Annotated in this window: 23 protein-coding genes and 1 pseudogene; 17 read left to right on the top strand and 7 right to left on the bottom strand. The window is 63.4% G+C overall.

Features of this window, described 5'->3' with window-relative positions:
• Positions 1–87: 87 nt before the first annotated feature.
• Positions 88–768 carry a DNA repair protein RadC gene (gene radC, locus OO306_RS19545; protein WP_186681492.1) on the bottom strand — a complete coding sequence of 227 codons (681 nt, stop codon included), beginning with the start codon at positions 766–768 and terminating at the stop codon, positions 88–90.
• Between the two features lie 127 nt (positions 769–895).
• Between radC and coaBC the strand changes: the two genes are divergently transcribed.
• The 4 genes and pseudogenes from coaBC (at position 896) to argB (ending at position 5013) form a co-directional block, all read left to right on the top strand.
• On the top strand, positions 896–2107 hold the full coding sequence (gene coaBC / locus OO306_RS19540; protein WP_027592161.1) for a bifunctional phosphopantothenoylcysteine decarboxylase/phosphopantothenate--cysteine ligase CoaBC: 1212 nt from the start codon (positions 896–898) through the stop codon (positions 2105–2107).
• Between the two features lie 5 nt (positions 2108–2112).
• Positions 2113–2568, top strand: a complete 456-nt coding sequence (gene dut, locus OO306_RS19535; RefSeq protein ID WP_027592160.1) for a dUTP diphosphatase — start codon at positions 2113–2115, stop codon at positions 2566–2568.
• Between the two features lie 141 nt (positions 2569–2709).
• Positions 2710–4077 (top strand): annotated as a pseudogene (locus tag OO306_RS19530) (phosphomannomutase/phosphoglucomutase); the annotation flags it as partial.
• A gap of 30 nt (positions 4078–4107) precedes the next feature.
• Positions 4108–5013 (top strand): acetylglutamate kinase, encoded by a 906-nt coding sequence (gene argB / locus OO306_RS19525; RefSeq protein WP_027592158.1) that lies wholly within the window; start codon positions 4108–4110, stop codon positions 5011–5013.
• Between the two features lie 178 nt (positions 5014–5191).
• On the opposite strand, the gene pyrE is transcribed toward argB, so the two are convergent.
• Complete coding sequence (gene pyrE / locus OO306_RS19520; RefSeq protein WP_008091580.1) at positions 5192–5833, bottom strand: orotate phosphoribosyltransferase; 642 nt, start codon at positions 5831–5833, stop codon at positions 5192–5194.
• Between the two features lie 80 nt (positions 5834–5913).
• Here pyrE and OO306_RS19515 point away from each other — a divergent pair, with 80 nt between their 5' ends.
• Entirely contained in the window at positions 5914–6693 is a 780-nt protein-coding gene (locus tag OO306_RS19515; RefSeq protein ID WP_003253401.1) for an exodeoxyribonuclease III, read from the top strand.
• Between the two features lie 61 nt (positions 6694–6754).
• On the opposite strand, the gene rph is transcribed toward OO306_RS19515, so the two are convergent.
• Positions 6755–7477 carry a ribonuclease PH gene (gene rph, locus OO306_RS19510; protein WP_027592157.1) on the bottom strand — a complete coding sequence of 241 codons (723 nt, stop codon included), beginning with the start codon at positions 7475–7477 and terminating at the stop codon, positions 6755–6757.
• Between the two features lie 225 nt (positions 7478–7702).
• Here rph and OO306_RS19505 point away from each other — a divergent pair, with 225 nt between their 5' ends.
• Together OO306_RS19505 and gmk are read left to right on the top strand one after the other, a co-directional pair.
• Complete coding sequence (locus OO306_RS19505) at positions 7703–8566, top strand: YicC/YloC family endoribonuclease (protein WP_085272162.1); 864 nt, start codon at positions 7703–7705, stop codon at positions 8564–8566.
• 13 nt (positions 8567–8579) lie between these two features.
• A complete protein-coding gene (gene gmk / locus OO306_RS19500; protein WP_027592155.1) occupies positions 8580–9200 on the top strand; it encodes a guanylate kinase in 621 nt (206 codons plus the stop codon).
• A 113-nt stretch (positions 9201–9313) separates the two neighbouring features.
• Here the strand turns inward: gmk and OO306_RS19495 are convergent, their stop codons facing one another.
• The 3 genes from OO306_RS19495 to OO306_RS19485 all read right to left on the bottom strand — a co-directional run bounded on the left by OO306_RS19495 (position 9314) and on the right by OO306_RS19485 (position 13129).
• Positions 9314–10855: an APC family permease gene (locus tag OO306_RS19495; protein ID WP_027592154.1), complete on the bottom strand. Its 1542-nt coding sequence runs from the start codon at positions 10853–10855 to the stop codon at positions 9314–9316.
• Between the two features lie 113 nt (positions 10856–10968).
• On the bottom strand, positions 10969–11742 hold the full coding sequence (locus tag OO306_RS19490; RefSeq protein ID WP_265969650.1) for a gamma-glutamyl-gamma-aminobutyrate hydrolase family protein: 774 nt from the start codon (positions 11740–11742) through the stop codon (positions 10969–10971).
• Between the two features lie 4 nt (positions 11743–11746).
• A complete protein-coding gene (locus OO306_RS19485) occupies positions 11747–13129 on the bottom strand; it encodes a glutamine synthetase family protein (RefSeq protein ID WP_027592152.1) in 1383 nt (460 codons plus the stop codon).
• 205 nt (positions 13130–13334) lie between these two features.
• Here OO306_RS19485 and OO306_RS19480 point away from each other — a divergent pair, with 205 nt between their 5' ends.
• The 5 genes from OO306_RS19480 to OO306_RS19460 all read left to right on the top strand — a co-directional run bounded on the left by OO306_RS19480 (position 13335) and on the right by OO306_RS19460 (position 18003).
• Entirely contained in the window at positions 13335–14207 is an 873-nt protein-coding gene (locus OO306_RS19480; RefSeq protein ID WP_027592151.1) for a LysR family transcriptional regulator, read from the top strand.
• A 179-nt stretch (positions 14208–14386) separates the two neighbouring features.
• The gene (gene rpoZ / locus OO306_RS19475) at positions 14387–14650 is read left to right on the top strand and encodes a DNA-directed RNA polymerase subunit omega (RefSeq protein ID WP_012312123.1); all 264 of its coding nucleotides are present in this window, start codon (positions 14387–14389) and stop codon (positions 14648–14650) included.
• Between the two features lie 59 nt (positions 14651–14709).
• Positions 14710–16818, top strand: coding sequence for a bifunctional GTP diphosphokinase/guanosine-3',5'-bis pyrophosphate 3'-pyrophosphohydrolase (gene spoT, locus OO306_RS19470; protein WP_027592150.1), 2109 nt, complete (start codon positions 14710–14712; stop codon positions 16816–16818).
• A gap of 23 nt (positions 16819–16841) precedes the next feature.
• The gene (locus OO306_RS19465; RefSeq protein WP_027592149.1) at positions 16842–17222 is read left to right on the top strand and encodes a RidA family protein; all 381 of its coding nucleotides are present in this window, start codon (positions 16842–16844) and stop codon (positions 17220–17222) included.
• A gap of 55 nt (positions 17223–17277) precedes the next feature.
• Positions 17278–18003 (top strand): hypothetical protein, encoded by a 726-nt coding sequence (locus OO306_RS19460; protein ID WP_099430803.1) that lies wholly within the window; start codon positions 17278–17280, stop codon positions 18001–18003.
• Between the two features lie 130 nt (positions 18004–18133).
• On the opposite strand, the gene OO306_RS19455 is transcribed toward OO306_RS19460, so the two are convergent.
• Positions 18134–18991: an NAD-dependent epimerase/dehydratase family protein gene (locus OO306_RS19455; RefSeq protein WP_265969649.1), complete on the bottom strand. Its 858-nt coding sequence runs from the start codon at positions 18989–18991 to the stop codon at positions 18134–18136.
• Between the two features lie 192 nt (positions 18992–19183).
• On the opposite strand from OO306_RS19455, the gene exbB reads away from it, so the two are divergent.
• From exbB to recG, 5 genes are all read left to right on the top strand, one after another.
• Positions 19184–20155 carry a tonB-system energizer ExbB gene (gene exbB / locus OO306_RS19450; RefSeq protein WP_265969648.1) on the top strand — a complete coding sequence of 324 codons (972 nt, stop codon included), beginning with the start codon at positions 19184–19186 and terminating at the stop codon, positions 20153–20155.
• Positions 20156–20158: 3 nt separating this feature from the next.
• Positions 20159–20587, top strand: coding sequence for a TonB system transport protein ExbD (exbD, locus tag OO306_RS19445; protein ID WP_013974803.1), 429 nt, complete (start codon positions 20159–20161; stop codon positions 20585–20587).
• The gene (locus tag OO306_RS19440; RefSeq protein WP_027592144.1) at positions 20584–21315 is read left to right on the top strand and encodes an energy transducer TonB; all 732 of its coding nucleotides are present in this window, start codon (positions 20584–20586) and stop codon (positions 21313–21315) included. Before exbD ends, OO306_RS19440 begins: the two co-directional genes overlap by 4 nt.
• A 94-nt stretch (positions 21316–21409) precedes the next feature.
• Positions 21410–22336 carry a hydrogen peroxide-inducible genes activator gene (locus OO306_RS19435; protein ID WP_027592143.1) on the top strand — a complete coding sequence of 309 codons (927 nt, stop codon included), beginning with the start codon at positions 21410–21412 and terminating at the stop codon, positions 22334–22336.
• Positions 22337–22339: 3 nt separating this feature from the next.
• Positions 22340–24418, top strand: a complete 2079-nt coding sequence (gene recG / locus OO306_RS19430) for an ATP-dependent DNA helicase RecG (protein WP_027592142.1) — start codon at positions 22340–22342, stop codon at positions 24416–24418.
• The last annotated feature ends 9 nt before the right edge of the window (positions 24419–24427 follow it).

Genomic DNA, 24427 nt, shown 5'->3' with positions numbered 1-24427 from the left:
TCCCACAAGGACCTCACAGCCTTTGAATGCTGTGCGGTACCTGTGGGAGCGGGCTTGCCCCGCGAAGAGGCCGGCACATGTACACCGCTAAGCAACGATCCACCCCTCCTCCACCATCGACAACGGCTCGCCATCGCCCACGATGATGTGGTCGAGCACCCGCACATCGATCAGCCCTAACGCGCGCTTTAGCGCCAACGTCATGTGCACATCATCCTGGCTGGGCTCGCTGTTGCCCGACGGGTGGTTATGGCACAGGATCAACGCCGCTGCGTTGTGCAGCAACGCTCGGCGCACCACTTCCCGCGGGTAGATACTGGCCCGGTCGATCGTCCCCCTGAACAGGATCTCGAACGCCAGCGGCCGGTGCTTGGTATCCAGAAACAGGCAGCCAAACACTTCACTGGCTTCATGGCGCAGCATGGCCTTGAGGTAGCGCCGCACCGCCTCCGGGCTCTCCAGCGCCGGCGTGCGCTCGATCGTCTCATCCAGGTAGCGCCGGCCAATCTCCAGAAGTGCCTGCAACTGGGCGTACTTCACAGGCCCAAGACCTGGCTCGCGCAAAATGGCTTGGCGATCAGCCTCCAGAAATGGCCTCAGGCCCCCAAAGCGAACCAGTAACCCCCGCGCCAGCTCCAGCACGTTACGCCCGGCAACGCCCGAGCCCAGCAGCACCGCTACCAGCTCGGCGTCCGACAGCACCGCAGCCCCCCGCAACAACAACTTCTCCCTCGGCCGTTCTTCAGCCGGCCATTCCCTGATACTCATCCCCACTCCTTGGTCCTGCTGCGGCACGTTTGGGCCCTGTGTTAATCTATTTCGCCTCGTACATGCGACGTTCTGCCGCAGGCAGTTCTTGTCGCCGCCCGCTTTCACTGGAAAAAGGCAAAAGCCTATGCAGCGGCTGTATCACAAGCGCATCGTCCTCGGCGTCGGTGGCGGCATTGCCGCCTACAAAAGCGCCGAACTGATCCGCCGACTCCTGGAGCACGGCGCGCAGGTGCGCGTCGTCATGACCCGTGGCGGTGCAGAGTTCATCACCCCGCTGACCCTGCAGGCGCTGTCCGGCCACCCGGTGCACATGGACCTGCTCGACCCCGCCGCCGAAGCGGCCATGGGCCATATCGAGCTGGCCAAGTGGGCCGACCTGGTCCTCATCGCCCCCGCCACGGCCGACCTCATGGCGCGCATGGCCCAAGGCATGGCCGACGACCTGCTGACCACCCTGATCCTGGCCACCGACGCCACCGTTGCCGTCGCCCCGGCCATGAACCAGGCGATGTGGCGTGACCCGGCCACCCAGGCCAACCTTGACCTGCTCAAAAGCCGCGGCATCCAGGTGTTCGGCCCAGCTTCCGGCAGCCAAGCCTGTGGCGACGTAGGCCTTGGCCGTATGCTCGAAGCCACCGACCTGGCCTGGTGCGCCGCCGAAAGCTTCAAGCGCCAGACGCTCACCGGCAAACACGTACTGATCACTGCCGGCCCAACCCAGGAAAACATCGACCCGGTCCGCTACATCACCAATCATAGCTCCGGGAAGATGGGCTTCGCCCTCGCCGAAGCGGCTGCCGAAGCCGGTGCTCGGGTGACCCTCGTCACCGGCCCGGTGCACCTGCCGACCCCCGACCGGGTCAACCGCATCGACGTGGTCAGCGCGCGGGACATGCTCGCGGCCTGTGAAGCGGCCATGCCCTGCGACCTGTTCATTGCCTCGGCAGCGGTCGCGGACTACCGCCCAGAGGTAGTTGCCACGCAAAAACTCAAGAAAGATCCTACGACCGGCGACGGCATGCTGCTGCAGATGGTGCGTAATCCCGATATCCTTGCGACCATCGCTGGCCGTGGCGACCGCCCGTTCAGCGTCGGCTTCGCCGCCGAAACCGAACACCTGCTCGATTACGCCACACGCAAGCTCAAGGACAAGAACCTCGACCTGATCGTCGCCAATGATGTGGCCAACCCCAGCATCGGCTTCAACAGCGAAGAGAACGCCTTGACCGTGATCGACCGCCAGCAGCACCAGACCCTCTTTGCGCAGACCAGCAAGGGCAAGATCGCCCGGCAGTTGGTCGCCTTCATCGCCGAACGGCTCAACCAGGTTCAATAAGTTACATGCACGCTCTTCAAGCCAAGATCCTCGACCCACGCCTGGGCACCGAATTTCCCCTGCCGCAGTACGCCACCCCAGGCTCTGCCGGCCTGGACCTGCGCGCCCTGCTCAAGGAGGACACCGTCCTCGAGCCCGGCCAGACCCTGCTGATCCCCACCGGCCTGTCGATCTACATCGGCGACCCGGGCCTGGCAGCCATGATCCTGCCGCGCTCGGGCCTGGGCCATAAGCACGGCATCGTGCTGGGCAACCTGGTCGGCCTGATCGACTCGGACTACCAGGGCGAGCTGATGGTGTCGTGCTGGAACCGCGGCAACACCCCGTTCACCATCGCCATTGGCGAGCGTATCGCCCAGTTGGTGCTGGTGCCGGTGGTGCAGGCGCACTTCGACATCGTCGAAGCCTTCGACGAAAGCCAGCGTGGCACTGGCGGCTTCGGCCACTCCGGCAGCCACTGAGCCGACAGCTGACCGTTCAGGCCAAGGATGGCGAACTCTCTGGCGAAACCACCGTCCAAGCGTTCAGTTTGCGCCTGCCCAGACAGCCTTTGACTAATGGAGCTTCCAGAGATGAACGAAATGGCCCACCTGGTCCCCGCACTGCCGGACAGCATTTTCCGCGCTTATGACATTCGCGGCGTGGTCGGCAAGACCCTCCATGCCGAAACCGCCTACTGGATCGGCCGCGCCATCGGCGCGCAGACCCTTGCCCAGGGCGAGCCCAAGATTTCCGTTGGCCGCGATGGCCGCTTGTCCGGCCCAATGCTGGTGGAACAGCTGATCAAAGGCCTGGCCGACGCTGGCTGCCAGGTCAGCGATGTCGGCCTGGTCCCGACCCCGGCGCTGTACTACGCCGCCAACGTGCTGGCCGGCACATCGGGCGTGATGCTCACCGGCAGCCACAACCCGTCGGACTACAACGGCTTCAAGATTGTCATCGCAGGCGACACCCTGGCCAACGAACAGATCCAGGCCCTGCAGACCCGCCTGAAAACCAACGACCTGAGCCGTGGCGAAGGCAGCGTGGAAAAGGTCGAAATCCTCGAGCGCTATTACCAGCAAATCGTCGGCGACGTGAAGCTGGCGAAAAAGCTCAAGGTGGTGGTGGACTGCGGCAACGGCGCTGCCGGCGTCATCGCCCCGCAGCTGATCGAAGCCCTGGGCTGCGACGTTATCCCGCTGTTCTGCGAGGTGGACGGTAACTTCCCCAACCACCACCCAGACCCAGGCAAGCCGGAAAACCTTGCGGACCTGATCGCCAAGGTCAAGGAAACCGGGGCCGACATCGGCCTGGCGTTCGACGGTGACGGCGACCGCGTAGGCGTGGTGACCAACACCGGCACCATCGTCTACCCCGACCGCCTGCTGATGCTGTTTGCCCAGGACGTGCTGTCGCGCAACCCGGGCGCCGAGATCATCTTCGACGTCAAATGCACCCGTCGCCTGACCCCGCTGATCGAACAGCATGGCGGCCGCGCGCTGATGTGGAAGACCGGCCACTCGCTGATCAAGAAGAAGATGAAACAGACCGGTTCGTTGCTGGCCGGCGAGATGAGCGGGCACATCTTCATCAAGGAACGCTGGTACGGTTTCGACGATGGCATCTACAGTGCCGCACGCCTGCTGGAGATCCTCAGCAAGGCCGGGCAAGACGCCGAAAGCCTGTTCGCAGCGTTCCCGAACGATATTTCCACGCCGGAAATCAATATTGATGTGACCGACGAGGGTAAATTCAGCATCATTGATGCACTGCAACGCGACGCCGACTGGGGCGCGGCCAACCTGACCACCATCGACGGTGTGCGGGTCGACTACGCCCACGGCTGGGGCCTGGTACGCGCCTCCAACACCACGCCGGTGCTGGTGCTGCGCTTCGAGGCCGACAACGACGCCGAATTGCAACGTATCAAGGATGTTTTCCGCGCCCAGTTGCTGCGGGTTGCCCCTGAGCTGCAACTGCCGTTCTGACCGACTATCTGTTCCTTACAGGAGCCCTGCATGACCCTCGATCGCGATGCCGCTTCCCATGTAGCCGAAGTTTTGTCCGAAGCACTGCCTTACATCCGCCGCTTTGTCGGCAAGACACTGGTGATCAAGTACGGCGGCAACGCGATGGAGAGCGAGGAGCTCAAAACCGGTTTCGCCCGTGACATCGTGCTGATGAAGGCTGTGGGCATCAACCCGGTGGTGGTCCACGGTGGTGGCCCACAGATCGGTGACCTGCTCAAGCGCCTGTCGATCGAAAGCCACTTCATCGACGGCATGCGCGTGACCGACTCGGCCACCATGGACGTGGTCGAGATGGTCTTGGGCGGCCAGGTCAACAAGGACATCGTCAACCTGATCAACCGCCACGGCGGCAGCGCCATCGGCCTGACCGGCAAGGACGCGGAGCTGATCCGCGCCAAGAAGCTGACCGTCAGCCGCCAAACGCCAGAGATGACCACCCCGGAAATCATCGACATCGGCCACGTCGGCGAAGTCGTGAGCGTGAACACCGACCTGCTGAACATGCTGGTCAAGGGTGACTTCATCCCGGTGATCGCGCCGATCGGCGTGGGCGCCAACGGTGAGTCGTACAACATCAACGCCGACCTGGTGGCGGGCAAGGTAGCCGAGGCACTGAAAGCCGAGAAGCTGATGCTGCTGACCAACATCGCCGGCCTGATGGACAAGCAGGGCCAGGTGTTGACCGGCCTGACTACTGAGCAAGTCAACGAACTGATCGCCGACGGCACCATCTACGGCGGCATGCTGCCGAAGATCAAGTGCGCACTGGATGCGGTGCAGGGCGGCGTGAACAGCTCGCACATCATCGACGGCCGCGTGCCGAACGCGGTACTGCTGGAGATCTTCACCGACAGCGGCGTGGGTACCCTGATCACCAACCGCAAGCCGCGCTGAGTGACTTGTTAGCCTGCTGGCCTCTTCGCGGGTGAACCCGCTCCCACAGGTACATCGCCAGACTTGAAGTTGGCGCAGATCCTGTGGGAGCGGGTTTACCCGCGAAGAGGCCAGGACAGGCGACACAAAAAAAGGCGACCTTCATCCAAAGGTCGCCTTTTTTATTACCGAGCCGGAATCAGATCCCGTACTGCGCCCGATACGCCTCAACAGCAGGCAGATGCTGCTTGAGCTGCGGATCATCGGCCAGGAACTCCAGCACCTGGGTCAGCGAAACGATGCTGACCACCGGAATACCGAAGTCACGCTCCACTTCCTGGATCGCCGACAGCTCGCCATTGCCGCGCTCTTCGCGGTTAAGCGCGATCAGCACGCCAGCGGCCTTGGCCTGCTGGGCATTGATGATCTGCATGACTTCACGGATGGCAGTACCGGCCGTGATCACGTCGTCGATGATCAATACGTCACCCGCCAAAGGCGCGCCAACCAGGCTGCCGCCTTCGCCGTGATCCTTGGCTTCTTTACGGTTGAAGCACCATGGCACGTCGAGCTGATGCTGATCGGCCAGGGCCACGGCGGTGGTCGCCGCCAGGGGGATACCCTTGTAGGCTGGGCCAAACAGCACGTCGAACGGGATCTTGCTGTCGACGATGGCCGCCGCGTAGCAACGGCCCAACTGCGCCAGTGCAGAACCTGTGTTGAACAGGCCGGCATTGAAGAAGTACGGGCTGGTACGCCCCGATTTCAGGGTGAATTCGCCGAAGCGCAGAACGCCGCGGTCGATGGCAAAACGAATGAAGTCGCGCTGATACGGCTGCATGGAAAGTCCCGGACACCACGGATTTAGCTAAATGAGTTGAGCTCGGGTATCATACACGCACGAGATTTTTGGGGCCATTTATGCGGATCATCAGTGTGAACGTAAATGGCATTCAGGCTGCGGCCGAGCGTGGTTTGCTCAGCTGGCTGCAAGCCCAGAATGCCGACGTCATCTGCCTTCAGGATACCCGCGCCTCGGCCTTTGAACTCGACGACCCAGCTTTCCAGCTCGATGGCTATTTCCTTTATGCCTGCGACGCGGAGGTGCCCGCCCAAGGTGGCGTAGCCCTTTACTCGCGCATGCAGCCCAAGGCAGTCATCACCGGCCTGGGCTTCGAGACAGCCGACCGTTACGGGCGTTACCTGCAAGCAGATTTCGACAAAGTCAGTATTGCCAGCCTGCTGCTGCCTTCGGGCATGAACGGCGACGAAGACTTGAACCAGAAATTCAAGTTGATGGACGACTTCGCCAAGTACCTGGACAAACAGCGGCGCAAGCGTCGCGAGTACATCTATTGCGGCTCGTTCTACGTGGCGCAGCAGAAGCTCGACATCAAAAACTGGCGCGACAGCCAGCAATCGCCTGGCTTCCTGGCACCGGAGCGTGCCTGGATGGACGCGATCACGGGCGAGATGGGCTACGTGGATGCCCTGCGTGAAGTCAGCCGTGAAGGCGACCAGTACAGCTGGTGGCCGGACAACGAACAGGCCGAGATGCTCAACCTGGGCTACCGGTTCGACTACCAGATCCTCACCCCAGGCCTGCGCCGCTTCGTGCGTAACGCCCGCCTGCCGCGTCAGCCGCGCTTCTCGCAGCATGCGCCGCTGATTGTGGACTATGACTGGACGTTGACCATCTGAGTTGTATTCAGATACGAAAAAGCCGACATCAATGTCGGCTTTTTCGTATCTATAGAAACAGTCAGTCGGCCAGGGCGGCCTGCTGCAGTTCGAAGATCTCGTTCATGCCCTTCTGCGCCACGGCGAGCATGGCATTCAGGTCTTCAGGCTGGAACGGCGCGCCCTCGGCGGTGCCCTGTACCTCGATGAAACCACCGGCGCTGGTCATGACCACGTTCAGGTCGGTCTCGGCGGCAGAGTCTTCCAGGTAGTCCAGGTCGAGCACGGCCTCGCCTTGGTACATGCCCACGGAAACCGCGGCGATCATGTGCTTGAGCGGGTTGCCAGCCTTGAGGCCGCCACGCTTCTTGATCACGGCCAGGGCATCGCACAGAGCGACCATGGCACCGGTGATCGACGCGGTGCGGGTGCCACCGTCGGCCTGGATCACGTCGCAGTCGATGTACAGGGTGATGTCACCGAGCTTGCTCATGTCCAGCGCGGCGCGCAGCGAGCGGCCGATCAGGCGCTGGATTTCGAGGGTGCGGCCGCCCTGCTTGCCACGGCTGGCTTCGCGCTGGTTACGCTCGCCGGTGGAGCGCGGCAGCATGCCGTATTCGGCTGTCAGCCAGCCTTGGCCCTGGCCTTTGAGGAAGCGGGGCACACCATTCTCCACGCTGACCGTGCAGATGACCTTGGTGTCACCGAACTCGACCAGTACCGACCCTTCGGCGTGCTTGGTGTAGTTGCGGGTGATGCGGATCGAGCGGAGCTGATCGGCGGCGCGACCACTTGGACGTTTCATCTGGGATACCTGTACTGGGACTTGAATCTGCCGAGCATTATAGAGCTCGCAGCTGCGGGAGGACACGCCTATTGTCGCGCCCCTGACAGCCTGTCGCCTTTTCCCACTGCGCATTTCGCCCTCTGTAACATGGCTGGATTGGGCGCCGAGGCCCCACTGCGCTACAATCCTGCGCCTTGCAGCCGAGAGGCTTCCCTGTTCATTCATCTACGCGAGGTACTCCCCATGGTGCACAGCATGACCGCTTTTGCTCGTGTCGAGCGCGCCGGCAGCCAAGGCACCCTGGTCTGGGAGCTGCGCTCGGTCAACCACCGCTACCTGGAGCCGCACCTGCGCCTGCCGGAGGCCCTGCGCGACCTCGAAGGCGCGGTACGCGAAGGCCTGCGCCAGGGGCTGTCGCGCGGCAAGGTGGAATGCACCTTGCGTCTCAATGAAGACAGCACCGGCAAGCCACTGAAAGTGGACCGTGAGCGCGCCGCACAGCTGGTCGCCGCCGCCGAAGAGGTGGCTGGCCTGATCAAGCAGCCGGCCCCGCTGAACCCCCTGGAAGTGCTGTCGTGGCCGGGCGTGCTGGTCGCCGACGCCAGCGACCCGCAGGCGCTGAACGCCGAGGCCGTGGCGCTGTTCGACGACGCGCTGGCCGAACTCAAGGCCGGGCGCCTGCGTGAAGGCCAGGAGCTGGCCCGGCTGATCAACGAACGCCTGGACAACATGACCACCGAGGTCACCACCCTGCGCGCCCTGGTGCCGCAGATGCTGGCGGCCCAGCGGCAGAAAATTCTCGACCGCTTCGGCGACATGCAGGCTGAGCTCGACCCACAACGCCTGGAGCAGGAGATGGTGCTGCTGGCGCAAAAGAGCGACGTCGCCGAAGAGCTCGACCGCCTCGCCACCCACGTCACCGAAGTGCGCCGCGTGCTCAAGTCGGGCGGCGCGGCTGGCCGGCGCCTGGACTTCCTGATGCAGGAACTCAACCGCGAAGCCAATACCCTCGGCTCCAAGGCATTCGACCCGCGTAGCACGCAAGCGGCGGTCAACCTGAAGGTATTGATCGAACAGATGCGTGAACAAGTACAGAACATCGAGTAAGGCCACCCCGACCATGAATCACAGCAGCGGCACCCTCTACATCGTTTCGGCCCCTTCGGGTGCCGGCAAGACCAGCCTGGTAACGGCCCTGACCCAGGACGACAAGCAAATCCGCGTCTCGGTCTCGCACACCACCCGCGCCATGCGCCCGGGTGAGCAGCACGGGGTGAACTACCACTTCGTCGTGCACGAAGAATTCAAGGCACTGATCGAGCAAGGCGACTTCCTCGAGCATGCCGAAGTATTCGGCAACTTCTACGGCACCTCGCGCAGCGCGCTGCAGCAGACCCTCGACCAGGGCTTCGACCTGATCCTGGAAATCGACTGGCAAGGTGCCCAGCAGGTGCGCAAGCTGATGCCCGAGGCACTCTCGGTGTTCATCCTGCCACCCAGCCAGGAAGCGCTGCGTCAGCGCCTGGATGGGCGTGGGCAGGACAGTGAGGAGATCATCGCCGGGCGCATGAAAGAAGCGGTCAGCGAGATGGTGCACTACGACGAGTACGACTACCTGATCATCAATGATGACTTCGGCGTCGCGCTGGAGGAGTTGAAGGCGGTGTTCCGCTCGAACCGCCTGCAGTTGAAGAAGCAACAGCAGCGCCACGGTGGGCTGCTGAAAGAACTGCTTTCCTGAGAGACGGAGCGGGGCTGCTTTGCAGCCCATTCGCAGCACAAGGCTGCTCCTACAAAGGCAAGGATGTAGGAGCAGCCTTGTGCTGCGAATGGGGCGCAAAGCGCCCCTCTGCATTACTCCGCCAGCGGCAGGGTCGCCTGCTGACGCAGGGTCGCCCCCAGGAAGTACGCCGGCGCCCGCATCCGCGACAGCAGCATCAGCCCGATGCCAAGCACCGAAATGATCGCGGCAATCACGAACACCAGCCCCAGCCCACCCACATGCGAGCCGCTGCCGAAGTCTGGCGAGGCGCTGTCGATCGCGGTACGCGCGAAGATCACCGACAAGATGACCCCACCGACCAGCGGGCACAGGCCGCGCATGACGAAGTGGCGCACGCTGTCGAACAGGCTGTCGCGGAAGTACCAGACGCAGGCAAACGCAGTCAGCGAATAGTAGAAGCAGATCATCATGCCCAGCGCGGTGATGGTGTCGGCCAGCACGTTCTCGCTCAGGGTACGCATGGTCACGTAGAACAGGCCGGCGGCCAGGCCGGCGCAGATGGTGGCATAGCGCGGGGTTTGCGAACGCGGGCAAACGCTGGCGAACTTAGGCGGTACCGCACCGTAGTAACCCATGGCCAACAGGGTGCGCGCCGGTGCCACGAAGGTCGACTGCAGCGACGCTGCGGTGCTGGCCAGCACGGCGATGGACATCAGGATCGCCAGCGGCCCCATGACCGGGCCGGCCAGGTGGGCAAAGACGTTCTCCTGGATGCGCGGGTTGTTCAGGCCCAGGCCCGTTTCGCTGATACCGGCAAACTGCAGGGTGGCGATGGCGGTGAATAGGTACAGGCCGAGGATCAACATCACGGTCCAGGTGGCGGCCTTGCCCGGCACCTCTTCGCTGCCCACCGACTCTTCGCTGACGGTCAGGCAGGTGTCCCAGCCCCAGAAGATGAAGATCGACAGTGAAAGCCCCGCGGCAAAGGCCGAGAACGACTCGACACCGAACGGGTTGAACCAGGCGAAATCGAATTCCAGCGGTGGCGGCGCAGTGGTGCCACCGAAGGCGGCGAAGGCAAAGCCGATCAACACCAGCAACTGCAGGGCCACCAGGCCATACTGCACCGTCATGGTGGTGGCTATGCCGCGACAGCATATCCACACCGCCAGGGCGATGAACACGCAACAGGTACTGATGTTGATCAGCAGGTTATCCGCCAAGGCCGCCAGGCCATGGTTGCCGGTGATCTGCCCCAGGAACAGGTAGAAGAAGTCGACCGCCACGCCTGCCAGGTTCGACAGCACGATGGTGGTGGCGACCACCAGCCCCCAGCCCCCGATCCAGCCGATCATCGGGCCAAAGGCGCGCGCCGACCAGGTGAACGAGGTGCCGCTGTCCGGCTCTGCCGAGTTCAACTCGCGATAGCCAAGGGCGACCAGCAGCATCGGCAGGAAGCCGACGATGAATACCGCAGGCAGGTGGGCACCGACCTCTCGCACGGTTGGGCCAAGCGCGCCGGTCAGGGTATAGACCGGGGCGATGGTGGAAATGCCCAGCACCACGCTGGCCAACAAGCCCAGGCGGCCTTTGGCCAAGCCCTTGCTGCGCTGGGTGTTGCCCGCGTCGGCCGCCACATCGGGTGGGCGGCCGGCTTCTGTGTAATCGCTCATGAGTATGTGCCGTAAATTTTGGAATTGTTTTCGCGGGCCTTGTGTACAAGGCCCGCTTTCACTCATTGAAAGCTTGCAACAGGGGGTGCGTCATCCGAGACCTTCGGGTGACGTCAGAATGCCTTCTGGCGCGTACCCTCCCGTGCAGCATGGGCAATACAGGCCTCGCGAAACGCCTGGAAAAGGCGCCGGGAGACCGGGTTTTCGGCAAAACGCCATTCGGGGTGCCACTGCACGCCAAGCACGAAGCCCGGCGCATCTGGCATCGACACCGCTTCGATCAGGCCATCCGGGGCCCGCGCCTCGACGCGCAGCCCACGGGCCAAGCGGTCGATGCCCTGGCTGTGCAACGAGTTGACCTCGAATTGCGCAGCCAGGCCCAGGCGCTCGAACAACCCGCCAGGCGCGATGCCAACGGGGTGACGAGGGCCGTATTGCACCTCCAGGGGTGCGTCCTCAGGTTCGCGGTGGTCAAGGTAGCCAGGCAGCTCCTGCACACGCTGGTGCAAGGTGCCGCCAAGGGCCACATTCAATTCCTGGAACCCACGGCAAATGCAGAACACCGGCACACCGGCGGCAATCGCCGCCTGCAGCAGCGGCAGGGTCAGGCGATCGCGCGCGCGATCATGCCGGGTACCCTCCGTGCTGGGGGCGCCATTGTAATGATGCGGTTCGATATTTGAAGGCGAGCCGGTAAAAAGAATGCCGTCGAGCTGGGCCAGCAGCGCGGGGGTATCACTGCCCCCGTCGCGCGCCGGCAAAATCAGCGGCAGCCCGGCAAAGCCGGCCGCCTCGACATACTTGTCGCCCACCGTGTGCGACGAGTTCTTCCCCACCTGCTGGCGGCAGGCGCTGATACCGATCAAGGGGACCGCATTTGCGCTCATGGGCTTACACCGTGTGCAGGTACCAGTTGTACTCGAGGTCGGAGATCGACACTTCAAACTCGGCCAGCTCGCTTTCCTTGCAGGCGACGAAGATATCGATGTAATCCGGGCTGATGTATTGATTGAGCACTTCGCTGTCATCCAGCGCGCGCAGGGCATCGCGCAGGTTGTTCGGCAGGCTCTGTTCCAGTTGTTCGTACGAGTTGCCTTCAATCGGCTCACCCGGCTCGACCTTGCTGGTCAGGCCGTGGTGAATACCGGCGAGAATGGCCGCGAGCATCAGGTAAGGGTTGGCGTCAGCGCCGGCCACACGGTGCTCGATGCGCACGTTCTCGCTGCTGTCGGTCGGCACGCGAACCGCGACGGTGCGGTTGTCCAGGCCCCAGCTCGGCGCGTTGGGCACATAGAACTGCGCGCCGAAGCGGCGGTACGAGTTGATGTTCGGGCAAAGGAAGGCCATCGACGCCGGCATGGTCTCCAGCACGCCACCGATGGCGTGGCGCAGCGCGTCGCTTTCCAGCGGGTCACTGCTGGCAAAGATGTTCTTGCCGGTTTTCTTGTCCAGCAGCGAAATGTGCACGTGCAGTCCGTTGCCCGCCTGGCCCGGGTAGGGCTTGGCCATGAAGGTGGTGTCCATCTCATGGTCGTAGGCCACGTTCTTGATCAGGCGCTTGAGCAGGATCGCGTAGTCGCAGGCCTTCAGCGGGTCGGCAACGTGGTGCAGGTTGACCTCGAACTGCGCCGGGGCGCTTTCCTTGACGATGGCATCGGCCGGCAGGCCTTGCTCCTTGGCCGCTTCGAGCATGTCTTGCAGGCAGTCGGCGTATTCGTCGAGGTCGTCGATCAGGTACACCTGGGTCGACTGCGGCCGCTTGCCCGAAATAGGCGAGCGCGGCGGTTGCGGACGGCCGTTGAGGTTGTCCTGGTCGATCAGGTAGAACTCAAGTTCGAACGCGGCGCAGATATCCAGGCCCAGGTCGTCGAACTTGCTTACCACCTGGCGCAGCACTTCGCGCGGGTCGGCGAAGAAAGGCTGGCCTTCGATCTCGTGCATGGTCATCAGCAGTTGAGCGGTCGGGCGTTTCTGCCACGGCTCGTTGCACAGGGTGCCGGGGATCGGGTAGCAGATGCGGTCGGCATCGCCAATGTCCAGGCCCAGGCCGGTGCTTTCAACGGTCGAACCGTTGATGTCGAGGGCAAACAGTGACGCCGGCAGGTTGATGCCTTTTTCGTACACCTTGTGCAGGCTGGCCCGCTCGATGCGCTTGCCGCGTACCACGCCATTCATGTCGGAGATCAGCAGATCGACATACTGCGTATCCGGATGGGCCTGGAGGAAGTCTTTCATCTCGCTGGAAGAACTGGCGCACGGGGTGACCGACGTCATGGTGTACATCCTTTGATTTGCTGCGGCGATGTGGGGATACGGCTGGCGCCTCACGGGCGACGATGGTTGCAGCTGTTGTTTTTTTCACTTTCCCATCGTGGGGATTGGTTGCCCGACCGGGCGCATTGATTCCCAGGGGCGGTTCCACTATAAAATGGCCTCAACGCAACAGACATTGGCATTTCGGCAAGCAGAGCGTGCATCAATGCAATATCAGATTACCCACGCCGACCTCTCCCTGGTCCTGGCCCTGGAACGCGGCCGTTCGTTGGCCAAGGCTGCCGAACTGCTCAAGGTGGACGTCTCGACGGTGTTCCGCTCGATCCGTCGCCTCGAGTCGGCACTGGGCACCGCGCTGTTCGTCAAAAGCCGTAAAGGCTACCTGCCCACCGACACCGCCCAGGCTCTGGCTGAGCAGGCCGAGCGCGCCGAACAGGCCCTGGAAGCCGCGCGCATCGCCATGACCAGCGGCGAACAGGTGGTCAGCGGCACGGTGCGGCTGACCTGCACCGAGGCGGTAATGCACAGCCTGCTGCTGCCGGCATTGGCCGACTTCATGCCCAATTACCCGGCGTTGTCGCTGGAAATGGGCACCTCCAACACCTTCGCCAACCTCAGCCGGCGCGATGCCGACATCGCCCTGCGCCTGACCAATACGCCCCCCGAACACTTGGTAGGCCGCTGCCTGGGCTCGACCTCCTACGTGATCTGCGGCCAGCCGCAGTGGCGCGAACGGCTGACCGAGTCGGCCAGCAGCGTGCCGTGGATTGCCCCGGACGACTCGATGCAGGACCACCCGACCGTGGTCTGGCGCAACCAGCAATACCCTGGGTTGAGCCCGCGCTACCAATGCAGCGGCATGTCGACCATTGCGCAACTGGTCAGCACCGGGCTGGGCGTGGCGGCGCTGCCCGACTACATGGTGCATGCCTTGCCTGGCGTCGATGCGCTGAGCGGCCCGCTGCCCGGTTGCGACACCCAGCTGTGGCTGTTGACCCGGCCCGATTGCCGGGCGTTGCGCTCGGTGCAAACATTGTTCGAGGAATTGACCCCGCGGTTGCGCGACGCGATGTTGTGAGATACAAGAGGAGGGTGTCTGTTGCGGCCCTTTCGCGGCTAAACCCGCCCCCACAGGGGCTGGCCTGATCCGCGCGTGGCAAAACAGCGCTTCCCTATTGGCTGGTGAATTTTTATACTATCGAGTCCGCCTGCCCATATTGGGCTGCACGCCCACCGCAATTGCTACTGAGGAAGACCATGGCCCGCGTAACTGTTGAAGACTGCCTGGAACACGTGGATAACCGCTTTGAGCTGGTCATGCTCTCGACCAAGCGCGCCCGTCAGCTGGCGACCGGCGGCAAAGAGCCACGCGTCGCGTGGGAAAACGACAAGCCGACCGTTGTTGCCCTGCGTGAAATCGCCGAAGGCATCGTCACCAACGAGTTCATCGCTGCTGAAGAGATCGTCACCGAGGATCCGGTCTTCGCCGCGTTCGAGGACGAGTCCAACGAGGCTGTCTGATTGATGCCAGGTCGACGTCGCGCGGCACAAGGCCCTCTTCCTCTGCAAGAGGTGAACCCATGCCGGGTATAGAAGCCTTAGCCGAACGGCTGTCGACCTACCTGGGCCCCGAGCAGGTCAACCTGGTTCGGCGCGCCTATTTCTACGCCGAGCAGGCCCACGACGGGCAGCGCCGCCGCAGCGGCGAGCCCTACGTGACCCACCCGCTGGCCGTGGCCAGCATCCTCGCCGACATGCACATGGACCATCAGAGCCTGATGGCCGCCATGCTGCACGATGTGATCGAAGACACCGGCATCGCCAAGGAAGCCCTCTGCCAGCAATTTGGCGAGACGGTTGCCGAACTGGTCGATGGGGTCAGCAAGCTGACCCAGATGAACTTCGAGACCAAGGCCGAGGCGCAGGCCGAGAACTTCCAGAAAATGGCCATGGCCATGGCGCGCGATATCCGCGTGATCCTGGTCAAGCTGGCCGACCGCCTGCACAACATGCGCACGCTGGAAGTGCTGTCCGGTGAAAAACGCCGGCGCATTGCCAAGGAAACCCTCGAAATCTACGCCCCCATCGCCAACCGGCTGGGCATGCACACCGTGCGCGTCGAATTCGAAGACCTTGGCTTCAAGGCCATGCACCCAATGCGTTCGTCGCTGATTCACCGGGCGGTCAAGAGCGCCCGCGGCAACCGCAAAGAGATCGTCGCTAAAATCGAACAATCGCTGGCCAACTGCCTGGCTGCCGACGGCATCCAGGGCGAGGTCAGCGGCCGGCAGAAACACCTCTATGGCATCTACAAGAAGATGCGCGGCAAGCGCCGCGCCTTCAACGAGATCATGGACGTGTATGCCTTCCGCATCATCGTCGACAAGGTCGACACCTGCTACCGCGTGCTCGGCGCCGTGCACAACCTGTACAAGCCGCTGCCCGGTCGCTTCAAGGACTACATCGCGATCCCCAAGGCCAACGGCTACCAGTCGCTGCACACTACGCTGTTCGGCATGCACGGCGTGCCCATCGAAATCCAGATCCGCACCCGCGAGATGGAAGAGATGGCCAACAACGGCATCGCCGCCCACTGGCTGTACAAGTCCAACGACGACGAGCAGCCAAAAGGCAGCCACGCGCGGGCACGCCAGTGGGTCAAGGGCATCCTCGAACTGCAGCAGCGCGCGGGCAACTCGCTGGAATTCATCGAGAGCGTGAAGATCGACCTGTTCCCGGACGAGGTCTATGTCTTTACGCCCAAGGGCCGGATCATGGAGCTGCCGAAAGGCTCCACGGCCGTCGACTTCGCCTATGCGGTGCACACCGACGTGGGCAACAGTTGCATCGCCTGCCGCATCAACCGCCGCCTGGCGCCCCTGTCTGAGCCCCTGCAAAGCGGTTCGACGGTAGAGATCGTCAGCGCGCCGGGCGCCCGGCCGAACCCGGCCTGGCTCAACTTCGTGGTCACCGGCAAGGCACGCACGCACATTCGCCACGCCCTCAAGCAACAGCGCCGCTCCGAGTCCATCAGCCTCGGCGAACGCCTGCTGAACAAGGTGCTGACCGGCTTCGACAGCAGCCTCGAAAAGATCCCGCAGGAGCGCATTCAGGCGATTCTCGCCGAGTACCGCCTGGAGCTTATCGAGGACCTGCTCGAAGACATCGGCCTGGGCAACCGCATGGCCTATGTGGTCGCGCGGCGCCTGCTGTCGGCCGAAGGCGAGCAACTGCCAACGCCGGAAGGCCCGCTGGCCATTCGCGGTACCGAAGGCCTGGTGCTCAGCTACGCCAAATGCTGCACGCCGATCCCCGGTGACCCGATCGTCGGCCACCTGTCGGCGGGCAAAGGCATGGTCGTGCACCTGGAGAACTGCCGCAACATCAGTGAAATTCGCCACAACCCAGAGAAGTGCGTGCAGCTCTCCTGGGCCAAGGACATCGCTGGCGAATTCAATGTCGAGCTGCGTGTCGAGCTGGAGCACCAGCGCGGCCTGATTGCGCTGCTGGCCAGCAGCGTGAATGCCGCCGACGGCAACATCGAGAAGATCAGCATGGACGAACGCGACGGCCGTATCAGCGTGGTCCAACTGGTGGTCAGCGTGCACGACCGCGTGCACCTGGCACGAGTGATCAAGAAGCTGCGTACCTTGACCGGTGTGGTCCGCATCACCCGCATGCGTACGTAGTCCGCCAACCGCAAGGAGTCATCATGAGCAAGTCCGTCATCAACAGCGACAAGGCCCCTGCCGCCATCGGTACCTACTCCCAGGCAATCAAGGCCGGCAACACCGTGTACATGTCGGGCCAGATCCCACTGGACCCCAAGACCATGGAACTGGTCGAAGGCTTCGAGGCCCAGACCGTGCAGGTCTTCGAGAACCTCAAGGCTGTGGCTGAAGCCGCGGGTGGCTCGTTCAAAGACATCGTCAAGCTGAACATCTTCCTCACCGACCTGAGCCACTTCGCCAAGGTCAACGAAGTGATGGGCCGTTACTTCGAACAGCCTTACCCAGCCCGCGCCGCCATTGGCGTTGCCGCGCTGCCAAAAGGCTCCCAGGTCGAGATGGACGCGATCCTGGTCATCGAGTGATGCCCCTGGTGACGGGCGCCCTGCCCGTCACCTTCTCTCCCCAAGGTTACCCACCATGCGTCAAGCACTGCCCCTCGCGCTGGCAGCCCTGCTTCTGAGCGGTTGCGCCAGCCATAAACCCGAAGACTTCAACGGCACCTGGATCAACCAGGACGCCATCAAAGCCGCCGTCAAAAGTGGCAGCCTGCGTCAGGCACTGAATGAGCACGGCCCTGTGTTCGAGTGGAAACTCGACGTGGCTCACCAACAGGCCAGCTTCAGCAATGGCTTCGAGGCGGCCGACGGCCAGTTGAGCGCCAACGAGAAGCAATGGCTGGCCAGCTTCCAGGACGGCCAGACCGAGCAGCTGGCGCTGGATGGCGACGAGCTGAAAACCACCGCGCAGTCCGGTACCGAACAAACCTTCGTGCGCGTCAAGCAACCCGGCAATGCACCGCTGGGTGGCAGCTTCGAGAAGGCGCTGTACCAGGCCTACCTGGGCGGTGAATGGAAAATCATCGACGGCCAGGGCAAAGGCACCGCCGTTCGCTTCAGCGACACCGGCAACGTCAGTGGCCTGCCTGGCCCGGACCGTTTTGCCCTGTGCCTGGCCGGCGATTGCGCGACCATGGGCGGTAGCAACGACAGCCTGTGGCTAGAGCGCAAACAGCGCGGCGCGCCGTTTATCATCAAGCGTGATGGCGACACGCTGGAGATTTTCCAGGCCGTTAACCGCGCGAAGCCGGATGAAATGCCGGTATTGGCGGCCGGTGCTCGGCAATGGGTGCTGGAGAAGGACTGAGGCCTGCCAGGATCTCTACCCGTCACGCCGGCCCTTTCGCGGGTAACCCCGCTCCCACAGGTACCCCGCTGACAACAGAATCAGCGCTCACCCTGTGGGAGCGGGTTTACCCGCGAAGAGGCCGGTAGACTCACCCCTTACCCTGCAGAATCGCCGCATACCCTTCTTTGTAACTGGGGTACTCTGGCACCCAGCCCAACGCCCGCACACGGGCATTGCTGCAGCGCTTGCTGCCCGTACGGCGTACCCGCTGCTCATCCGACCACTCGGTAACGCCCAGGTACCCACGCAACCAGCCCACCACATCGGCCAGCGGCGCCGGGTCGTCATCGACACCTATATAGCAGTCATCCAGCGCCACGCCGTCGGCATCGGCCTGCAGCAGATAAGCCAGCAAGCTTGCGGCGTCTTCGGCATGAATACGGTTGCCATACAGCGGCGGCTCTTCAGCCACACGGTAGCCCTGACGCACCTGGCTCAGTAGCCATTCACGGCCCGGCCCGTAGATGCCGGTCAAGCGCACCACGCTTGCCGGGATACCACTGGCCAGCGCCAAGCGCTCGGCGTCGAGCATGATCCGGCCAGAGTACCCTTCCGGCTCGGTGGCAGCCGTCTCGTCGACCCACTCGCCGTCTTTTTGCGCAAGCACGCTGCTGCTGGACACAAACAGCAAGCGACGCGGGTGCTGATCACGTTCGGCAAGCCAGGCCAGCACATGGCGCAACCCGTCGACATAGGCCGACTGATACCCCGCCTCGTCGTGCTGGCTGGCCGCCACGCAGTACACCAGGTAGTCCGGCGCTCGCTGTGGCCACGCTGGCGGGATGGTGGGTTCGGCCAGGTCGGCAGCCACCGGCACAACACCCGCTGGCAGGTGCTCGACCGCGCGGCGCAGGCCACTCACCTGCCAGCCGCGGGCCAGCAATTGCTGGGCCAGACGGCCGCCCACATCACCACAACCTACGACCATTGCTGAAAGGTCTGACATCTCAAAACTCCCTAGACCAGTTGATCAAACCCGCCACGCTACACGATGAGTGGCTAGACCTTAGGTGAAAAAAGCAACAAGATTACTTTTGTTAACAAGAATTACTTGCAATAATGGCGCCCCTATCTGTTCTCGGCCTATCTCGAGGCCTTGGAGAACGTTCACTCTTTTTCTTCATCAGGTCCGGCCAGCATGACACGTACTCAACCCTCCGCTTCGCCAACCCCGTCGCGCGCCTGGCGTGCCATTGCCGCGCTGATGTTCAGCCTGGTGCTGGCCCCAGTGGCCATGGCCGATGAGCCAACAGCCAACGCCAGCACCCCGGCTGCCGCTACTGCCCCAGCTAACACCGCTGCTGCCCCAGCTGCAGACGGCTCGGCACCTGTCGCCAACGCCCCGGCCGATGCGCCAGCCGCTGTAGACCCAAGCGTCGAAGCACTGGTCGAAGATACGTCCCTGGGCATGGCGCACGACCTGTCCCCATGGGGCATGTACAAAAACGCCGACATCGTGGTGAAGATCGTCATGATCGGCCTGGCCATCGCCTCGATCATCACGTGGACCATCTGGATTGCCAAGGGCTTCGAGCTGATGGGCGCCAAGCGTCGTCTGCGCGGCGAGATCGCCCAGCTGAAGAAATCCGCCAGCCTCAAGGAAGCCAGCGACGTCTCGAACAAGGAAGGCACCTTGGCTCACACCTTGGTCCACGATGCGCTCGAAGAGATGCGCCTGTCGACCAATGCACGTGAAAAAGAGGGCATCAAGGAGCGCGTCGCCTTCCGCCTTGAGCGCCTGGTAGCCGCCAGCGGCCGCAACATGAGCAGCGGCACCGGCGTGCTCGCCACCATTGGTTCGACCGCACCTTTCGTCGGCCTGTTCGGCACCGTGTGGGGCATCATGAACAGCTTCATCGGCATCGCCAAGACCCAAACCACCAACCTGGCAGTGGTTGCCCCAGGCATCGCCGAAGCCCTGCTGGCAACCGCCTTGGGCCTGGTTGCAGCAATCCCGGCAGTGGTCATCTACAACGTCTTCGCCCGCTCCATTACCGGCTACAAGGCTCAGGTGTCTGACGCTTCTGCCCAGGTGCTGCTGCTGGTCAGCCGTGACCTGGACCACCAAGGCAGCGAGCGCGCCGCCCCGCACATGGTGAAAGTGGGGTAAGCCATGGGCCTGCATCTCAACGAAGGTGGCGACGACCTCGCCGAAAACCACGAAATCAACGTTACGCCGTTTATCGACGTGATGCTGGTACTGCTGATCATCTTCATGGTGGCGGCGCCCCTGGCCACGGTCGACATCAAAGTCGACCTGCCGGCCTCGACCGCCAAGCCAGCGCCGAGGCCCGAGAAACCGGTGTTCGTCAGCGTCAAGGCCGACCAGAAGCTGTATGTCGGCGACGATCAGGTCCCTGCCCCCGACCAGCTTGGCCCGATGCTCGATGCCAAGACCAAGGGCGACAAGGAAACCACCATCTTCTTCCAGGCCGACAAGGGCGTGGATTACGGTGACCTGATGGAAGTGATGAACAACATGCGCGCGGCCGGCTATTTGAAAGTCGGTCTGGTAGGTCTCGAGACGGCAGCCAAGAAATGACGAAGACGCGGCACAATCTGGCGCGTTACAGCGGCAGCCTGGCACTTGTGCTGGGTGTCCATGCCGTCGCTGTGCTGCTCACGCTCAATTGGTCGGTGCCTCAGGCCATCGAGCTGCCGCCGGCAGCCATGATGGTCGAGCTGGCACCGTTGCCGGAGCCTGCGCCACCACCTCCTCCAAAAGCCGTCCCACAGCCGCCGGCACCGGTTGAAGAACTGCCGTTGCCCAAGCTGGTGGAAGCCCCTAAACCCAAGATCGCCATCGCCAAGCCGCCCAAGCCGAAGGCCAAGCCCCAGCCGCCCAAGCCCGAGAAAAAGCCTGAGCCGCCGAAGGAAGCGCCGCCGACCGAAAGCGTGGTAGACGCACCGCCAAGCAACACGCCGCCGCAGAAGTCCGCGGCACCGGCACCGAGCATTGCGTCCAACAGCAACGCCCTGCCTACCTGGCAGAGTGACCTGCTGCGCCACTTGGCCAAGTACAAGCGTTACCCGGAAGACGCGCGTCGTCGCGGCCTGCAGGGCATCAACCGCCTGCGCTTCGTGGTCGATGCCGAAGGCAAGGTGGTGTCGTACGCCATGGCCGGTGGTTCGGGCAGCGCGGCGCTGGACCGGGCGACCCTGGAAATGATCCGTCGTGCCGGCACGGTACCCAAGCCGCCACCCGAGTTGTTGAACAACGGCACGATCGAAGTCGTGGCGCCGTTCGTCTACTCGCTGGACCGCCGCTGAGACTTTTGTTTCTGTCACAAATCGGCAAGTCTGATAACGTGCGTCTATCGATTGCAGCCGCTATGCTGGGCTCGCAACTTCATGGACGCACGTTATGACCCTCACAGAATTACGCTACATCGTCACACTCGCCCAGGAACAACATTTCGGCCACGCGGCCGAACGTTGCCACGTGAGCCAACCGACCCTGTCGGTCGGTGTGAAGAAGCTCGAGGACGAGCTTGGCGTGCTGATCTTCGAGCGCAGCAAGAGCGCAGTGCGCCTGACCCCGGTCGGTGAAAGCATCGTCGCCCAGGCGCAGAAGGTACTGGAACAGGCCCAAGGCATCCGCGAGCTGGCCCAGGCCGGCAAAAACCAGCTGACTGCCCCGCTCAAGGTCGGTGCCATCTATACCGTCGGCCCTTATCTGTTCCCGCACCTGATCCCGCAGCTGCACCGTGTGGCGCCGCAGATGCCGCTGTACATCGAAGAGAACTTCACCCACGTACTGCGCGAAAAACTGCGCAACGGCGAACTCGACGCAGTGATCATCGCCCTGCCGTTCAACGAAGCCGACGTGCTGACCCTGCCGCTGTACGATGAGCCATTCTGCGCTTTGATGCCTGCCGACCACCCATGGACGGCCAAAAAGACCATCGACACCGCCATGCTCAACGACAAGAGCCTGCTGCTGCTCGGTGAAGGCCACTGCTTCCGCGACCAGGTCCTGGAAGCCTGCCCGACATTGAACAAAGGCGGCGAAGGCTCCCGGCACACCACGGTGGAATCCAGCTCCCTGGAAACCATTCGGCACATGGTTGCCTCGGGCCTTGGCGTCTCGATCCTGCCGCTGTCGGCAGTGCACAGCCACCATTACGCGCCAGGCATCATCGAAGTGCGCCCGCTGACTGCGCCAGCACCGTTCCGCACCGTGGCCATCGCCTGGCGTGCCAGCTTCCCGCGGCCCAAGGCCATCGAGATCCTCGCTGACTCGATCCGCCTCTGCTCGGTCGCCAAACCTCCTGTGGAACAGCCGGCCTGAGTCATGAGTGAGCTGTCGAAGGTCCCGGTCACGGTGCTCAAAGGGGTCGGCGATGCCATGGCGGAAAAACTCGCCAAGGTTGGCCTGGAGAACCTGCAGGACATACTGTTCCACCTGCCCCTGCGCTACCAGGACCGCACCCGTGTGGTGCCCATTGGCGAGCTGCGCCCGGGGCAGGATGCCGTGATCGAAGGTGTAGTAAGCGGTGCGGACGTCACCATGGGCAAGCGCCGCAGCCTCGTGGTGCGCCTGGGTGACGGCAGCGGCGTATTGAGCCTGCGCTTCTATCACTTCAGCAATGCGCAAAAAGAAGGCCTGAAACGCGGCACGCACCTGCGCTGCTATGGCGAAGCACGCCCCGGCGCCTCTGGCCTGGAGATCTACCACCCGGAGTACCGGGCGCTCAACGGCGACGAGCCTCCGCCCCCGGTGGAACAGACCCTGACGCCGATCTACCCGTCCACCGAAGGCCTCACCCAGCAACGCCTGCGCCTGCTCTGCCAGCAGAGCCTGGGCATGCTCGGCCCGCGCAGCCTGCCCGACTGGCTGCCCGATGAGCTGGCCCGGGACTACCAGTTGGCGCCGTTGGACGATGCCATCCGCTACCTGCACAACCCGCCGGCCGATGCCGACCTCGACGAGCTTGCCGAAGGCCAGCATTGGGCTCAACACCGCCTGGCGTTCGAAGAGCTGCTGACCCACCAGCTGTCGCAGCAACGCCTGCGCGAGAGCCTGCGCAGCCTGCGTGCCCCCGTACTGCCCAAGGCCAGCCGGTTGCCGGCGCAATACCTGGCCAACCTGGGCTTCAAGCCGACCGGCGCCCAGCAACGGGTGGCCAACGAAATTGCCTACGACCTGGCCCAGGCCGAGCCCATGATGCGCCTGGTACAGGGCGATGTCGGGGCCGGTAAAACGGTGGTCGCTGCACTGGCGGCACTGCAAGCGCTGGAGGCTGGTTACCAGGTGGCGTTGATGGCCCCCACCGAGATCCTCGCCGAACAGCACTTCATTACCTTCAAGCGCTGGCTCGAACCGCTGGGCATCGAGGTGGCATGGCTGGCCGGCAAGCTCAAGGGCAAGGCCCGGGCCAGCTCGCTGGAGCAAATCGCCAACGGTGCACCGATGGTGGTGGGCACCCATGCGCTGTTCCAGGAAGAGGTCAAATTCAAGCACCTGGCCCTGGCGATCATCGATGAGCAGCACCGGTTCGGTGTGCAGCAACGCCTGGCCCTGCGCAAAAAAGGTGTGGCCGGCGAGCTGTGCCCGCACCAGCTGATCATGACTGCGACGCCGATCCCTCGGACCTTGGCGATGAGCGCCTACGCCGACCTCGACACCTCGGTCCTCGACGAACTGCCACCCGGGCGTACGCCGGTGAACACCGTGCTGGTGGCCGACAGCCGCCGCTTCGAGGTGGTCGAGCGGGTACGCGCCGCCTGTGCCGAGGGGCGTCAGGCCTATTGGGTGTGCACCCTGATCGAAGAATCCGAAGAGCTGACCTGCCAGGCGGCCGAGAGCACCTATGAAGAGCTTGGCAGCGCCTTGGGCGAGCTACGCGTCGGCCTTATCCACGGGCGCATGAAGCCTGCGGAAAAGGCCGAGATCATGGCCCAGTTCAAGGCCGGTGAGCTGCAACTGCTGGTGGCAACCACGGTCATCGAGGTGGGGGTGGACGTGCCTAATGCCAGCCTGATGATCATCGAGAACCCCGAACGCCTGGGCCTGGCCCAACTGCACCAGCTGCGTGGCCGGGTTGGCCGGGGCAGCGCAGTGAGCCACTGCGTGTTGCTGTATCACCCGCCACTGTCGCAGATCGGCCGCGAACGCCTGGGGATCATGCGTGAAACCAACGATGGTTTCATCATCGCGGAAAAAGACCTGGAACTGCGCGGCCCCGGCGAGATGCTGGGAACACGCCAGACCGGCCTGCTACAGTTCAAGGTCGCTGACCTGATGCGTGATGCCGACCTGCTGCCGGCCGTACGTGATGCCGCCCAAGCGCTGATCGCGCGCTGGCCGGACCATGTCAGCCCGTTGCTTGACCGCTGGCTGCGGCACGGCCAGCAATACGGCCAAGTGTGACGCCAGTCC

Origin of the sequence: Pseudomonas sp. DCB_AW, from assembly GCF_026240895.1 — a bacterium.
GTDB classification, from domain to species: domain Bacteria; phylum Pseudomonadota; class Gammaproteobacteria; order Pseudomonadales; family Pseudomonadaceae; genus Aquipseudomonas; species Aquipseudomonas kermanshahensis.
Note: the sequence above shows the minus strand (reverse complement) of the source record. Positions and strands in the feature narration are given on the sequence as shown.